Source organism: Streptomyces violascens (assembly GCF_014649955.1).
In the GTDB taxonomy this organism is placed as follows: domain Bacteria; phylum Actinomycetota; class Actinomycetes; order Streptomycetales; family Streptomycetaceae; genus Streptomyces; species Streptomyces violascens.
The window spans coordinates 589502-603565 of the sequence record NZ_BMUA01000002.1 but is presented as its reverse complement, the minus strand read 5'-3'; the positions used below and the strand labels follow the sequence as shown (position 1 = coordinate 603565).

Here is a 14064-nt window from a genome sequence, read left to right as displayed (position 1 = left end):
ATGAAGAGCGAGCCCGTCGTCCAGGTGCTGGGCCTGGTCAAGCGGTACGGACCCAAGACCGCCGTGGACGGCCTCGACCTCACGGTCGGCACGGGCACCGTGACCGCCGTCCTCGGCCCCAACGGCGCCGGCAAGACCACCACCATCGAGACCTGTGAGGGCTACCGCCGGCCGGACGCGGGCACCGTCCGCGTCCTCGGCCTCGACCCCGTCGCCGACGCCGATCGGCTGAAGCCGCGGATCGGCGTGATGCTCCAGTCCGGCGGCGTCTACTCCGGCGCCCGCGCCGACGAGATGCTCCGCCACATGGCCAGGCTGCACGCCCACCCGCTGGACGTCGGCGCCCTCATCGAGCGCCTGGGCCTGGGCAGTTGCGGCCGTACGACCTACCGCCGGCTCTCCGGCGGCCAGCAGCAGCGCCTCGCGCTCGCGATGGCCGTCGTCGGCCGCCCCGAACTGGTCTTCCTCGACGAGCCGACCGCGGGCCTGGATCCGCAGGCCCGCCGCGCCACCTGGGATCTCGTGCGCGAGCTGCGCGCCGACGGCGTCTCGGTGGTCCTGACCACGCACTTCATGGACGAGGCCGAAGCGCTCGCGGACGACGTGGCCATCGTCGACGCCGGCAAGGTCGTCGCCCAGGGCTCCCCCGAGCAGCTCTGCAGGGGCGGTGCCGAGAACACGCTCCGCTTCACCGGCCGCCCCGGCCTCGACCTCGGCTCGCTCCTCAAGGCCCTGCCCGACGGCACGGCCGCCGCCGAGCTGACCCCGGGCGCGTACCGCATCACCGGCGCCATCGACCCCCAGTTGCTCGCCACCGTCACCTCCTGGTGCGCCCAGCACGGCGTGATGCCGGACGGCATCTCGGTCGAGCGCCACACGCTTGAGGACGTCTTTCTGGAGCTGACCGGCAGGGAGCTGCGCGCATGACTCGGGACCACAACGCCCCTGCCACCGGCCGGGGGCCCGGGGGTTGCCCCCCGGAAAGACACAGCCTGGAGCTGACCAGTAGGGAGCTGCGCGCATGAGCGCCGGTACGTACGCGCCGAAGCCGGGGGCCGCGCCGCTCGGGCGGATGATCGGGGCGCAGGCCGCCCTGGAGACGCGGATGCTGCTGCGCAACGGCGAGCAGCTGCTGCTCACCGTGATCATTCCGGGCCTGCTGCTCGTGCTGTTCTCGACCGTCGACATCATCGACACCGGGCAGGGCAGGTCCGTCGACTTCCTCGCGCCGGGCATTCTCGCGCTCGCCGTGATGTCGACCGCCTTCACCGGCCAGGCCATCGCGACCGGCTTCGAGCGGCGCTACGGGGTGCTCAAGCGGCTCGGCGCCTCGCCGCTGCCGCGCTGGGCGCTGATGACGTCGAAGACGCTGGCCGTGCTGGTCACCGAGGTGCTCCAGGTCGTCCTGCTCACCGTGATCGCCTTCGCGCTGGGCTGGTCCCCGCACGGCAACCCGCTCGCGGTGCTGCTCCTGCTGGTGCTCGGCACCGCCGCGTTCTCGGGGCTCGGGCTGCTCATGGCGGGCACCCTGAAGGCCGAGGCGACGCTGGGCGCGGCCAACCTGGTGTTCCTGCTGCTGCTCGTGGCCGGCGGGGTGATCGTGCCGATGGACAAGTTCCCCGGCGGCGTGCAGTCCGCGCTGAGCCTGCTCCCCATCTCGGCCCTGTCCGACGGGCTGCGCGACGTTCTCCAGCAGGGCGCGTCGATGCCGTGGGGAGACCTCGGGATCCTCGCGGTGTGGGCGGTACTGGGCCTCGGCGCGGCGGCGAAGTTCTTCCGCTGGGAGTAGGCCGGGGGCTTGGCCCGGCCGGCCGGGCACCCCTCGTGAAAACATGCACAAACGGGCGCCTACGATAGGGCGCATGCCGAAAGTGACCCGAGCCGATGTGACCGCAGCGGCCCGCAATCCGCTCCTCTACATCGCGCAGCGGTGGACCGCCTCCCCGACGATCGTGCGGCGCGCGGCCCTTGCCGCCCTCGTCATGTCCGTCGCCATCGTGGTGACCGGCGGCGCGGTCCGGCTCACCGGCTCCGGGCTCGGCTGCCCCACCTGGCCCAAGTGCACCAGCGACAGCCTGACCGTCACCAGCGAGATGGGCTTCCGCGGCATCGTCGAGTTCACCAACCGGATGCTGACGTACGTCCTGTGCGCCGCGGTCGGCTGGGCGATCATCGCCGCCCGCTCGGCGAAGCCCTGGCGGCGCCCGCTGACCCGGCTCGGCTGGGTGCAGTTCTGGGTGGTCATGGGCAACGCGATCCTCGGCGGCATCGTCGTCCTGGTCGGCCTCAACCCGTACACGGTGGCCGCCCACTTCCTGCTCTCCAGCGCACTCATCGCGGTCGCGGTGGTCACCTGGCAGCGCACCCAGGAGGGCGACGGAGCGCCAAGGCCCTTGGTGGGCAAGGCAGTTGTGCAGCTGACCTGGCTCCTGGTGGCCGCCTCGGCCGCGCTGATCGCGGTCGGCACGGTCGTGACCGGCACCGGACGGCACCCCGGCGACTCCAAGGACGTGCCGCGCATCCCGCTCGACTGGACGATGATCACGCAGCTGCACGCGGACCTCGCCTGGGTCGTGGTGGCGCTGGCCGTCGCCCTCTGGTTCGTCCTGAAGGCCGTCGACGCCCCGGCCGGCCCGCGCGCCCGGGCCCGTGACCTGTTCCTGGTGCTCATGGGCCAGGGCGTGATCGGTTACGTCCAGTACTTCCTGAAGACGCCCGAGATCCTGGTCGGCCTGCACATGCTCGGCTCGTGCCTGGTGTGGATCGCGGTGCTGCGCGTCCTGCTCTCGCTGCGAGAACGCCCCGAGGTCTCCGCCGAGGTCCCGGCGCCGGCCGACTCAGCGCTCAGCCACGCCTGAAAGACCGTAGACGCGGCGGGCATTGCCCGCCGCGATCATCCCGGCGACCCGCTGTGCGTCCCTGCGTGACCACGCGCCGTCGCCGACCCAGTCGCCAAGGACCCGGCTGAGCGCTTCGGAGAACAGCCGCGCGCCCACCACATGCAGTTCGGGCAGCCCGCGCGCGCCGCTGGAGTAGAGCAGCTTCCCGAACGGGGCCAGCTCCAGGATCTCCGCGAGCACGGCCGCCGCCCGCGCCCCCGTCCACACCAGGGCGGGCCCGACATCCGCGTACACATGCGGGTGCACGCTGGCCAGATGGGCGGTCTGGCGGTGGTACGGATAGCCGTGGAGCAGCACCAGATCGGTGCCGAGCCCGGCCGTCGCGGACGCGAATCCGGCAAGCAGCATCGGGTCGGCCATGCCCACCTGGAGCTGGAGCGGGCGCCCGGCCGCGACCGCGCTCCACAGCAGATGGCGCAGCAGTACGGGATCCTCCAGGCGCCCGTGCTTGCGCCTGCCCGCCAGCCACCGCCCGGCCGCCCCGCGCACCTCCCCCGGGCCCGGCGGTGCCGGGTCGAGTCCTTCGCGTACGCCCGCGACCGAAGCGAAGGCGACGGCGGAGGCGGCCGAGGTGTGCACGGCCTCGGCGAGGTTGGCCAGGAAGGACTCGACGGTGCCCGAGGTGTCGGCGACCTGCTCGGCGAGGAGTTCGAGGCGGACGATCTCGTGGGCGTCGGCCGCGCCTGCCGCGGCGATCTCGCGCGGGCCGGTGAGGTCTCCGGGCAGCCCGGTGTCCACCAGATAGGTGGAGATCCCGGAGCCCCGCAGCAGGCGTCTGCCCGATTCGAGTACGCCGAGTTCACGGCGGCGGGCCAGATAGCGGGCCGGGGGGCAGTGCGGTTCGAGGCCGAGCAGCGGGGGGCACCAGCGGCGTACGGCGAAGCCGGTCTGGGTGTCGAAGAACGTGGTGCCGGGCGCGGGGAGGGCTCCGGTGCGGCCCAGCGCCGTCTCGAAGGTGCCCAGGCCCAGCTCGGTGCGCAGGACTCCGTGGCAGTACTGGTCCACCAGGGTCGGGGTGTCGATCATCCGGGGCTCCCAGCGGTGGACGCGCTTCCACCACTCCTAACGGGTGAGCCCCGGATCGGTGTTGCTCGGCGGGTCGCTCAGCCGTTCTTCGGACCACCGAGCTGGATGCCGGCCATGCGGGTCCACTCGTACGGGCCGGTCTTCACCTTGGCCGCGAACTCCCCGTCGAAGTCCTCGTGGACGGTGATCCCGGACTTCTCGACCGCGCTCTTGGCGACGGCGTGGCTCGGGGCCACCAGGTCGCCCCAGCCGCCGTCCTCGCCGACGAGCACGATGCGGGCGCCCCTCTGGCCGATGTATGCGATCTGCCCCTCGGCGCCGCCGTGCTCCTTGGCGAAGGAGCCGATCTGCCGGGCCAGCTTGTCCGCCCGCCGTGCGGCCTTGGCGGCCTGCTTCTCGTCAACCTGGGTGTCTGCCATGCCGCGATGCTACTAGCGGGTAGCTCCGGGAGCGACAAGAGGGGCCAGTGGCTTGCGCCACTGGCCCCTCCATGCGCGTAAGCGATGCGGTCAGCGCAGGAACGGGTCCACCGCGACGGCCACGAACAGCAGCGACACGTAGGTGATCGACCAGTGGAAGAGCCGCATTTCCTTCAGCTTGGCGCCGGTCGCCTCGGACTTGGCGCGGTTCTGCAGCGCGTGCGCCTCCCACAGCCACCAGCCGCCGGAGAGCAGCGCCACCGCGGTGTAGAACCAGCCGGTGTAGCCGAGCGGGGTGAGCAGCAGCGAGACGGCCACCATCACCCAGCTGTAGAGGACGATGTGACGGGCCACGACCTTGTTGGAGGCGACCACGGGCAGCATCGGCACGCCGACCCGCGCGTAGTCCTCCTTGACCTTCATGGACAGCGGGTAGTAATGCGGCGGCGTCCAGAAGAACATGACGAGGAACAGGATGATCGGCGCCCACGACATGGAGTTCGTGACCGAGGACCAGCCGATGAGCACCGGGAGGCAGCCCGCGATGCCGCCCCACACGATGTTCTGCGAGGTCCGGCGCTTGAGGATCATCGTGTACACGACGACGTAGAAGAGCAGCGCGCCGAGCGACAGGGCCGCCGAGAGCCAGTTGACCAGCAGGCCGAACCACAGGGTCGAGACGACGGCGAGCGAGAGGCCGAAGACCAGGCACTCGCGCGGCGAGACCATGCCGGTCACCAGCGGACGCTGCGAGGTGCGGTCCATCAGCGCGTCGATGTCGCGGTCGATGTACATGTTCAGCGCGTTTGCGCCGCCCGCGGAGAGGTAGCCGCCAAGAGTGGTGGTGAACACCAGCCACAGCGGAGGGACTCCCTGCTCGGCCAGGAACATCACCGGAATGGTGGTGATGAGGAGCAGTTCGATGATCCGCGGCTTGGTCAGCATCACGAAGGCCTTGACGCGGGCCCCGAATGGCCGATGGCCCCCCGGGCTGGGAGTCAAGATGACCCCTGCGGGTCGGGACTCGACGGCCGTCACGCACACCCCTGACAGAGAAATTCCCAGCAAGTCCCCGGTGATTCCGGACGTTCCCGGACGTGAAGGCCCGGTAAAGACTTGCGCGTACCACGCCACTCTAGACGTTGCCCGTACGCCGCCATCCCCGGGGGTGGGGTCGTGTTGGGGGTGGTTCGCCGGGAGGCGGATTTCGCTGCTCCCCGCCACCCTGGAGGTGTCTGTCTCAACGTGCAGTCAGTCGAAAAAATGAGCGTTCCGGCAGGGGTAGGCTCGACAGCGCCCGGTGCGCCCTCAGTCACCGGGATTCGACATGTGGAGAGGAGCCCTGACCCAGGGTGAGCACCAAGCCGACCACCACAGACCTCGAGTGGACCGAGCTGGACCAGCGGGCCGTAGACACCGGCCGCGTACTGGCCGCGGATGCTGTACAGAAGGTCGGCAACGGCCATCCAGGTACGGCGATGAGCCTGTCCCCGGCCGCGTACACCCTCTTCCAGAAGGTGATGCGGCACGACCCGGCGGACGCCGAATGGGTCGGCCGCGACCGGTTCGTCCTGTCCGCGGGCCACTCGTCCTTGACCCTCTACGTCCAGCTGTACCTGGCCGGTTTCGGCCTGGAGCTGGATGACCTCAAGGCGTTCCGTACCTGGGGTTCCAAGACCCCCGGCCACCCGGAGTACGGCCACACCACCGGCGTCGAGACGACCACCGGCCCGCTGGGCCAGGGTGTCGCCAACGCGGTGGGCATGGCGATGGCCGCCCGCTACGAGCGCGGCCTGTTCGACCCGGAGGCCGCCCCCGGCACCTCCCCGTTCGACCACTTCGTGTTCGCGATCGCCGGTGACGGCTGCCTCCAGGAGGGCATCTCCTCCGAGGCGTCCTCGCTCGCCGGCCACCAGAAGCTCGGCAACCTGGTCCTTCTGTGGGACGACAACCACATCTCGATCGAGGGCGACACCGAGACGGCCGTCTCCGAGGACACGATTCTGCGGTACGAGGCGTACGGCTGGCACGTCCAGCGCGTGGCGCCCAAGCCGGACGGCGACCTGGACCCCGAGGCGCTGTACAACGCGATCGAGGCCGCGAAGGCGGTGACCGACAAGCCGTCGTTCATCGCGATGCGCTCGATCATCGCCTGGCCCGCGCCGCACGCCCAGAACACCGAGGCCGCGCACGGCTCGGCGCTCGGCGACGACGAGGTGGCCGCCACCAAGCGCGTCCTCGGCTTCGACCCGGAGAAGACCTTCGAGGTCGCCGACGAGGTCCTGGCGCACACCCGCGAGGCTCTCGACCGCGGCCGTGAGGCCAAGGCCGAGTGGGAGAAGTCGTTCGCCGCCTGGCGCACCGCCAACCCGGAGCGCGCCGCCGAGTTCGACCGCATCAACGCGGGCGAGCTGCCCGAGGGCTGGGAGTCGCACCTCCCGGTCTTCGAGACCGGCAAGGGCGTCGCCACCCGCGCCGCCTCGGGCAAGGTCCTGCAGGCGCTCGGCGCGGTCATGCCCGAGCTGTGGGGCGGCTCCGCCGACCTCGCGGGCTCGAACAACACGACCATCGACAAGACGTCGTCGTTCCTGCCGGCCGGCAACCCGCTGCCGGAGGCCGACCCGTACGGCCGCACCGTGCACTTCGGCATCCGCGAGCACTCCATGGCCGCGGAGATGAACGGCATCGCGCTGCACGGCCACACGCGTATCTACGGCGGCACCTTCCTGGTGTTCTCCGACTACATGCGCAACGCCGTGCGCCTGTCCGCGCTGATGCACCTGCCGGTGACGTACGTGTGGACGCACGACTCGATCGGCCTCGGCGAGGACGGCCCGACCCACCAGCCGGTCGAGCACCTGGCCTCGCTGCGCGCGATCCCCGGCCTCAACGTGGTCCGCCCGGCGGACGCGAACGAGACGGCCATCGCCTGGCGCGAGATCCTCAAGCGCTACACCAAGGTGTTCGGCAAGGGGGCCCCGCACGGCCTCGTGCTGACCCGCCAGGGTGTGCCGACGTACGAGGTCAACGAGGATGCCGCCAAGGGCGGTTACGTCCTGTTCGACGCCGAAGGCGGTGACGCCCAGGTCGTGCTCATCGGCACCGGCTCCGAGGTCCAGCTCGCCGTCGGCGCGCGCGAGCAGCTGCAGGCGGCCGGCATTCCGACCCGAGTGGTCTCGATGCCGTGCGTCGAGTGGTTCGAGGAGCAGGACCAGGAGTACAAGGACAGCGTCCTGCTGCCCTCGGTCAAGGCGCGGGTCGCGGTCGAGGCCGGTATCGGTCTGACCTGGCACCGCTACGTCGGGGACGCGGGCCGCATCGTCTCGCTGGAGCACTTCGGCGCCTCGGCCGACGGCAAGGTCCTCTTCCAGGAGTTCGGCTTCACTGCCGAGCACGTGGCCGCCGCCGCGCGGGAATCTCTCGCCGCCGCAGCGCGCTGACGCCGGTATACGAACAAGTAGGAGATGCATTTCTCATGACAGACGCACTCAAGCGCCTCTCCGACGAAGGCGTCGCGATCTGGCTCGACGACCTGTCGCGCAAGCGGATCACGTCCGGCAACCTGGCCGAGCTGATCGACCAGTCGCACGTGGTGGGCGTCACGACCAACCCGTCGATCTTCCAGAAGGCGATCAGCAGCGGCGACGGTTACGAGCAGCAGCTCACCGACCTCGCCGCCCGCAAGGTCACCGTCGAAGAAGCCATCCGCATGATCACGACGGCTGACGTGAGGGACGCCGCCGACATCCTGCGCCCTGTCTTCGACGCGACCGAGGGCCAGGACGGCCGGGTCTCCATCGAGGTCGACCCGCGCCTGGCGCACAACACCAGGGCGACGGTGGCCGAGGCCAAGCAGCTGGCCTGGCTGGTGGACCGCCCGAACACGCTCATCAAGATCCCGGCCACCAAGGCGGGTCTGCCGGCGATCGCCGAGACCATCGGCCTCGGCATCAGCGTCAACGTCACGCTGATCTTCTCGCTCGAGCGCTACCGCGAGGTCATGGACGCCTACCTGACCGGCCTGGAGAAGGCCAAGGAGCGCGGCCTGGACCTGTCGAAGATCCACTCCGTGGCGTCCTTCTTCGTGTCCCGCGTGGACACCGAGATCGACAAGCGGATCGACGCGCTCGGCACGGACGAGGCCAAGGCCGCCCGCGGCAAGGCCGGTCTGGCCAACGCGCGGCTCGCCTACGAGGCGTACGAGGAGGTCTTCTCCTCCGACCGCTGGGCCGCGCTCGACAAGGCGCACGGCAACAAGCAGCGTCCGCTGTGGGCCTCGACGGGCGTCAAGGACAAGGCGTACAAGGACACCCTGTACGTGGACGACCTGGTCGCCCCGAACACGGTGAACACCATGCCGGAGGCCACGCTCGACGCGACCGCCGACCACGGGCAGATCACCGGCAACACGGTGACCGGCACGTACGAGCAGTCCCGCGCCGAACTCGCCGCCGTCGAGAAGCTGGGGATCTCCTACGACGAGGTCGTGCAGCTCCTCGAGGACGAGGGCGTCGAGAAGTTCGAGGCCGCCTGGAACGACCTGCTCAAGTCCACCGAGGCGGAGCTCAAGCGCCTCGCACCCTCGGAGGCGTAAATCTTGTCAAGCAGCAATCCGCTGCGTGACGCCGCAGACCGACGGCTCCCGCGTATCGCGGGGCCGTCGGGCCTGGTGATCTTTGGCGTCACGGGCGATTTGTCCCGTAAAAAGTTGATGCCCGCCGTCTACGACCTCGCCAACCGGGGCCTGCTTCCGCCGGGCTTCTCGCTGATCGGCTTCGCCCGCCGCGAGTGGCAGGACGAGGACTTCGCGCAGGAGGTCCACGACGCGGTCAAGGCGCACGCCCGTACGCCGTTCCGCGAGGAGGTCTGGCAGCAGCTCATCCAGGGGATGCGCTTCGTCCAGGGCGACTTCGACGACGACGAGGCGTTCGAGACGCTGAAGTCGACGATCCAGGAGCTCGACAAGGCGCAGGGCACGGGCGGCAACTTCGCCTTCTACCTGTCGGTGCCGCCGAAGTTCTTCCCCCAGGTCGTGCAGCAGCTCAAGAAGCACGGGCTCGCCGACCAGAAGAACGGCTCCTGGCGCCGCGCGGTCATCGAGAAGCCCTTCGGCCACGACCTCGTCTCCGCCAAGGAGCTCAACCAGGTCGTGCACGAGGTCTTCCCGCCCAACGAGGTCTTCCGGATCGACCACTACCTGGGCAAGGAGACCGTTCAGAACATCCTGGCCCTGCGGTTCGCGAACACCATGTTCGAGCCGCTGTGGAACCGCTCCTACGTCGACCACGTGCAGATCACGATGGCCGAGGACATCGGCATCGGCGGCCGGGCCGGCTACTACGACGGCATCGGCGCGGCCCGTGACGTCATCCAGAACCACCTGCTCCAGCTGATGGCGCTGACCGCGATGGAGGAGCCCGCCTCCTTCGACGCGGACGCGCTCGCGGCCGAGAAGACCAAGGTGCTCGGCGCCGTGCGGCTGCCCAAGGACCTCGGCAAGGACACGGTGCGCGCGCAGTACGCGGCCGGGTGGCAGGGCGGCGAGAAGGCCGTCGGCTACCTCCAGGAAGACGGCATCGACCCCCAGTCGAAGACCGACACCTACGCCGCGATCAAGCTGGGGATCGACAACCGCCGCTGGGCGGGCGTCCCGTTCTACCTGCGCACCGGCAAGAGGCTCGGCCGGCGCGTCACGGAGATCGCGGTGGTCTTCCAGCGCGCCCCGCACTCCCCCTTCGACCACACCGCCACGGAGGAGCTGGGCCAGAACGCCCTGGTCATCCGGGTGCAGCCGGACGAGGGCGTGACCGTGCGGTTCGGCTCGAAGGTGCCGGGCACCTCGATGGAGGTCCGGGACGTCTCCATGGACTTCGCGTACGGCGAGTCCTTCACGGAGTCGAGCCCCGAGGCCTACGAACGCCTCATCCTGGACGTCCTGTTGGGCGACTCCAACCTCTTCCCGCGCGTGGAGGAGGTCGAGCTGTCCTGGAAGATCCTCGACCCGATCGAGCAGTACTGGGACAAGCACGGCAAGCCCGCCCAGTACCCCTCGGGGACGTGGGGTCCGGACGAGGCGGACGAAATGCTCGCACGAGACGGACGGAGCTGGCGTCGGCCATGAAGATCGACCTTACGGACACCACGGCCAGCAAGATCAACAAGGCGCTGGTCCAGGGTCGCCGGGCCATCGGCACGCCCGCCGTCGGCATGGTGCTCACCCTCGTCATCGTCACCGACGAGGAGAACGCCTACGACGCCCTGCGCGCCGCCAGCGACGCCTCGCGCGAGCACCCCTCGCGCACCCTCGTCGTCATCAAGCGGGTCTCGCGCTCGCCCCGCGACCGCACGAGCTCCCGCCTGGATGCCGAGGTACGGGTCGGCGCGGACGCGGGCACCGGCGAGACGGTGATCCTCCGGCTCTACGGCGAGGTGCTCAACCACGCCCAGTCGGTGGTCCTGCCGCTGCTCCTGCCGGACGCGCCGGTCGTCGTCTGGTGGCCGGTGAACGCGCCGGTCGACCCGGCGCAGGACCCGCTGGGCGCGCTCGCCCAGCGCCGCGTGACCGACACCTATGCGGCCGAGCAGCCCATCCGGGAACTGATCGCCCGCGCCGAGGCCTACACCCCCGGCGACACCGACCTGTCGTGGACCCGCATCACGCCGTGGCGCTCGATGCTGGCCGCGGCCCTCGACCAGATCGCCTGCAAGGTGACCGCCGTCGAGGTGGAGGGCGAGGAGTTCAACCCGAGCTGCGAACTGCTCGGCATGTGGCTCGCCGACCGGCTGAAGGTGCCGGTCAAGCGCTCCCTGTCGGCAGGCCCGGGCCTCACCGCCGTACGCATGGAGACGGACGGCGGCCCGATCATCCTGGACCGCGCCGACGGCTCGCTCGCCACGCTGTCCGTGCAGGGCCAGCCGGACCGCGCGGTGGCGCTCAAGCGCCGCGAGACCTCCGAGCTCATCGCGGAGGAGCTGCGCCGCCTCGACCCGGACGACACCTACGCCTCGGCGCTGAAGTTCGGCGTGGACCGGCTCGGCGAGGGCGCCGAGGCCAAGGCCGTACCGGCCAAGGAGGACGCGGAGGCCAAGCAGGCTCCCGCTCCCGCTGCCGCGAAGAAGGCGGCGCCGGCCAAGAAGGCAGCGGCCAAGTGAGCACGCCTCAGCTCGTCGTCCACCGCGACAAGGAGCTGATGGCGCGGGCCGCCGCGGCCCGGCTGATCACGAAGGTCGTGGACGCCCAGGCCGCCCGCGGCTCGGCATCCGTCGTCCTCACGGGCGGCCGCAACGGCAACGGGCTGCTGGCGGCCCTTGCCTCGTCGCCGGCCCGGGACGCGATCGACTGGTCGCGCCTGGACCTGTGGTGGGGCGACGAGCGCTTCGTGCCCGAGGACGACCCGGAGCGGAACTACACGCAGGCGCGTGCCGCACTGCTCGACGCGGTGCCGCTCGACCCGAAGCGGGTGCACGCGATGCCCGCCGCGGGCGGGGCGTACGGCCAGGACGCGGACGCGGCGGCAGCCGCCTACGCGGCGGAGCTCGCGGACGCCGCCGGCCCCGAGGACCACGGGCCGGTTCCGACGTTCGACGTGCTCATGCTGGGTGTCGGTCCGGACACCCATGTGGCGTCCCTGTTCCCGGAGTTGCCCGCGGTGCGGGAGACCGAGCGGACGGTCGTCGGGGTGCACGGCGCGCCGAAGCCGCCGCCCACCCGGATCTCGCTCACCCTCCCGGCGATCCGGGCGGCGCGCGAGGTCTGGCTGCTCGCGGCCGGCGAGGACAAGGCGCACGCCGCGGCGATAGCCCTGTCGGGCGCGGGCGAGGTGCAGGCCCCGGCGGCCGGCGCCTACGGCCGGGCCCGCACCCTGTGGCTCCTGGACGCGGCAGCCGCGTCCCAGCTGCCGCGGTCGCTGTACCCCCCGGCGTCCCCCTGACGCCACCCGCCTCGGCACTCCGGCCCGGCCCGCCCCTTCGGGGGTGGACCGGGCCGGAGTGCTGATGGGGCCCTCACGGGCACCCTCGGATTCTCAACGGCCGCGCAGCGAGCGGTACTTGGCGACCAGCGCCTTGCTGGACCCGTCCAGGCCCGGCACGTCCGCGCCCTCGGTCAGCGCCGGCTCTACGCGCTTGGCGAGCACCTTGCCGAGCTCGACGCCCCACTGGTCGAACGAGTCGATGTTCCAGATGGCGCCCTGCACGAACACCTTGTGCTCGTACAGCGCGATCAGCTGGCCGAGGACCGAGGGGGTCAGCTCCTTGGCGAGGATCGTGGTGGTGGGGTGGTTGCCCTTGAACGTCTTGTGCGGCACGAGCTCCTCGGCCACACCCTCGGCGCGCACCTCCTGCGGCGTCTTGCCGAAGGCCAGCGCCTGCGTCTGGGCGAAGAAGTTGGCCATCAGGAGGTCGTGCTGGGCGACCAGGCCCGGCAGCAGGTCGGCGACCGGCTCGGCGAAACCGATGAAGTCGGCCGGGATGACCTTCGTGCCCTGGTGGATCAACTGGTAGTAGGCGTGCTGCCCGTTGGTGCCCGGGGTGCCCCACACGACAGGACCGGTCTGCCACTCGACGGGATTGCCGTCGCGGTCCACGGACTTGCCGTTGGACTCCATGTCGAGCTGCTGGAGGTACGCGGTGAACTTGGACAGGTAGTGCGAGTACGGCAGCACCGCGTGCGACTGGGCGTCGAAGAACGCCCCGTACCACACGCCCAACAGGCCGAGCAGCAACGGCACGTTGGACTCGGCCGGGGCCGTGCGGAAGTGCTCGTCCACCAGGTGGAAGCCGTCCAGCATCTCGCGGAACCGGTCCGCCCCCACGGCGATCATCAGGGAGAGCCCGATGGCCGAGTCGAAGGAGTAGCGGCCGCCCACCCAGTCCCAGAACCCGAACATGTTGGCCGTGTCGATGCCGAACTCGGCGACCTTGTCGGCGTTGGTGGACAGCGCCACGAAGTGCTTGGCGACGGCGTCCTGATCGGCCTTCAGCTCGGTGAGCAGCCAGTTGCGCGCCGAGGTGGCGTTGGTGATGGTCTCGATGGTGGTGAACGTCTTGGACGCGATGATGAACAGCGTCTCGGCGGCGTCCAGGTCGCGCACGGCCTCGTGGAGGTCGGCGCCGTCCACGTTGGACACGAAGCGGACCGTCAACTCCCGGTCGGTGAACGACCGCAGGACCTCGTACGCCATCGCCGGACCGAGGTCGGAGCCGCCGATGCCGATGTTGACAATGTTCTTGATGCGCTTGCCGGTGTGACCGGTCCACTCGCCCGAGCGGATCTTCCCGGAGAACGCGGCCATCTTGTCGAGCACGTCGTGCACGTCAGGCACCACGTTCTCGCCGTCGACCTCGATCACCGCGTCGCGCGGGGCGCGCAGCGCGGTGTGCAGCACGGCGCGGTCCTCGGTCGTGTTGATCTTCTCGCCGCGGAACATGGCGTCCCGCAGCCCGGTGACATCGGCGGCCGCGGCCAGCTCGCGAAGCAGCGCGAGGGTCTCGTCGGTCACCAGGTGCTTGGAATAGTCGAGATAGAGATCGCCGACCTGCAGGGTGTATGCGGTGCCGCGGCCGGGCTCGGCGGCGAACAGCTCCCGCAGATGGGTGTCGCCCAACTGCTCCCGGTGCTTGCCCAGTGCGATCCACTCGGGCATCTGGTTGAGCCTGGTACGGCTTCCTGCGTTCATCTCCGACATCAGCCCACTTCTTCTCGTACTTGCGTACCTGCC

The 14064-nt window shown here is 70.4% G+C and carries 12 protein-coding genes; 8 read left to right on the top strand and 4 right to left on the bottom strand.

Going from position 1 to position 14064, the window contains the following annotated elements:
• The 3 genes from IE206_RS07805 to IE206_RS07795 all read left to right on the top strand — a co-directional run bounded on the left by IE206_RS07805 (position 1) and on the right by IE206_RS07795 (position 2858).
• Positions 1–927 (top strand): ABC transporter ATP-binding protein, encoded by a 927-nt coding sequence (locus tag IE206_RS07805; protein WP_189961261.1) that lies wholly within the window; start codon positions 1–3, stop codon positions 925–927.
• Positions 928–1021: 94 nt separating this feature from the next.
• The gene (locus IE206_RS07800) at positions 1022–1789 is read left to right on the top strand and encodes an ABC transporter permease (protein ID WP_189961260.1); all 768 of its coding nucleotides are present in this window, start codon (positions 1022–1024) and stop codon (positions 1787–1789) included.
• A 73-nt stretch (positions 1790–1862) separates the two neighbouring features.
• Positions 1863–2858: a COX15/CtaA family protein gene (locus IE206_RS07795; RefSeq protein WP_373300882.1), complete on the top strand. Its 996-nt coding sequence runs from the start codon at positions 1863–1865 to the stop codon at positions 2856–2858.
• Here the strand turns inward: IE206_RS07795 and IE206_RS07790 are convergent.
• The 3 genes from IE206_RS07790 to IE206_RS07780 all read right to left on the bottom strand — a co-directional run bounded on the left by IE206_RS07790 (position 2838) and on the right by IE206_RS07780 (position 5389).
• Entirely contained in the window at positions 2838–3926 is a 1089-nt protein-coding gene (locus IE206_RS07790) for an amidohydrolase family protein (RefSeq protein ID WP_189961259.1), read from the bottom strand. The genes IE206_RS07795 and IE206_RS07790 overlap by 21 nt on opposite strands.
• 77 nt (positions 3927–4003) lie before the next feature.
• Positions 4004–4345 carry a hypothetical protein gene (locus IE206_RS07785; protein WP_189961258.1) on the bottom strand — a complete coding sequence of 114 codons (342 nt, stop codon included), beginning with the start codon at positions 4343–4345 and terminating at the stop codon, positions 4004–4006.
• A 90-nt stretch (positions 4346–4435) separates the two neighbouring features.
• Entirely contained in the window at positions 4436–5389 is a 954-nt protein-coding gene (locus tag IE206_RS07780) for a heme o synthase (protein WP_189961424.1), read from the bottom strand.
• Between the two features lie 308 nt (positions 5390–5697).
• Between IE206_RS07780 and tkt the strand changes: the two genes are divergently transcribed.
• From tkt to pgl, 5 genes are read left to right on the top strand one after another with little or no spacing between them, the layout of a single operon-like run.
• On the top strand, positions 5698–7785 hold the full coding sequence (tkt, locus tag IE206_RS07775) for a transketolase (protein WP_189961257.1): 2088 nt from the start codon (positions 5698–5700) through the stop codon (positions 7783–7785).
• A gap of 35 nt (positions 7786–7820) precedes the next feature.
• A complete protein-coding gene (tal, locus tag IE206_RS07770; protein WP_189961256.1) occupies positions 7821–8939 on the top strand; it encodes a transaldolase in 1119 nt (372 codons plus the stop codon).
• Between the two features lie 3 nt (positions 8940–8942).
• A complete protein-coding gene (zwf, locus tag IE206_RS07765; RefSeq protein WP_189961255.1) occupies positions 8943–10466 on the top strand; it encodes a glucose-6-phosphate dehydrogenase in 1524 nt (507 codons plus the stop codon).
• Complete coding sequence (gene opcA / locus IE206_RS07760; RefSeq protein ID WP_189961254.1) at positions 10463–11497, top strand: glucose-6-phosphate dehydrogenase assembly protein OpcA; 1035 nt, start codon at positions 10463–10465, stop codon at positions 11495–11497. Before zwf ends, opcA begins: the two co-directional genes overlap by 4 nt.
• A complete protein-coding gene (pgl, locus tag IE206_RS07755) occupies positions 11494–12276 on the top strand; it encodes a 6-phosphogluconolactonase (protein ID WP_189961253.1) in 783 nt (260 codons plus the stop codon). The genes opcA and pgl overlap by 4 nt, the downstream gene beginning before the upstream one ends.
• 93 nt (positions 12277–12369) lie before the next feature.
• Here pgl and pgi read toward each other — a convergent pair whose 3' ends face one another.
• Positions 12370–14022, bottom strand: coding sequence for a glucose-6-phosphate isomerase (pgi, locus tag IE206_RS07750; protein ID WP_189961423.1), 1653 nt, complete (start codon positions 14020–14022; stop codon positions 12370–12372).
• Positions 14023–14064: the final 42 nt, after the last annotated feature.

Excerpts from the sequence above, each read along its gene's own strand:
- IE206_RS07805 (WP_189961261.1), top strand. The coding sequence starts at position 1 with ATGAAGAGCGAGCCCGTCGTCCAGGTGCTGGGCCTGGTCAAGCGGTAC.
- IE206_RS07800 (WP_189961260.1), top strand. The coding sequence starts at position 1,022 with ATGAGCGCCGGTACGTACGCGCCGAAGCCGGGGGCCGCGCCGCTCGGG.
- IE206_RS07795 (WP_373300882.1), top strand. The coding sequence starts at position 1,863 with ATGCCGAAAGTGACCCGAGCCGATGTGACCGCAGCGGCCCGCAATCCG.
- IE206_RS07790 (WP_189961259.1), bottom strand. The coding sequence starts at position 3,926 with ATGATCGACACCCCGACCCTGGTGGACCAGTACTGCCACGGAGTCCTG.
- IE206_RS07785 (WP_189961258.1), bottom strand. The coding sequence starts at position 4,345 with ATGGCAGACACCCAGGTTGACGAGAAGCAGGCCGCCAAGGCCGCACGG.
- tal (WP_189961256.1), top strand. The coding sequence starts at position 7,821 with ATGACAGACGCACTCAAGCGCCTCTCCGACGAAGGCGTCGCGATCTGG.
- opcA (WP_189961254.1), top strand. The coding sequence starts at position 10,463 with ATGAAGATCGACCTTACGGACACCACGGCCAGCAAGATCAACAAGGCG.
- pgi (WP_189961423.1), bottom strand. The coding sequence starts at position 14,022 with ATGAACGCAGGAAGCCGTACCAGGCTCAACCAGATGCCCGAGTGGATC.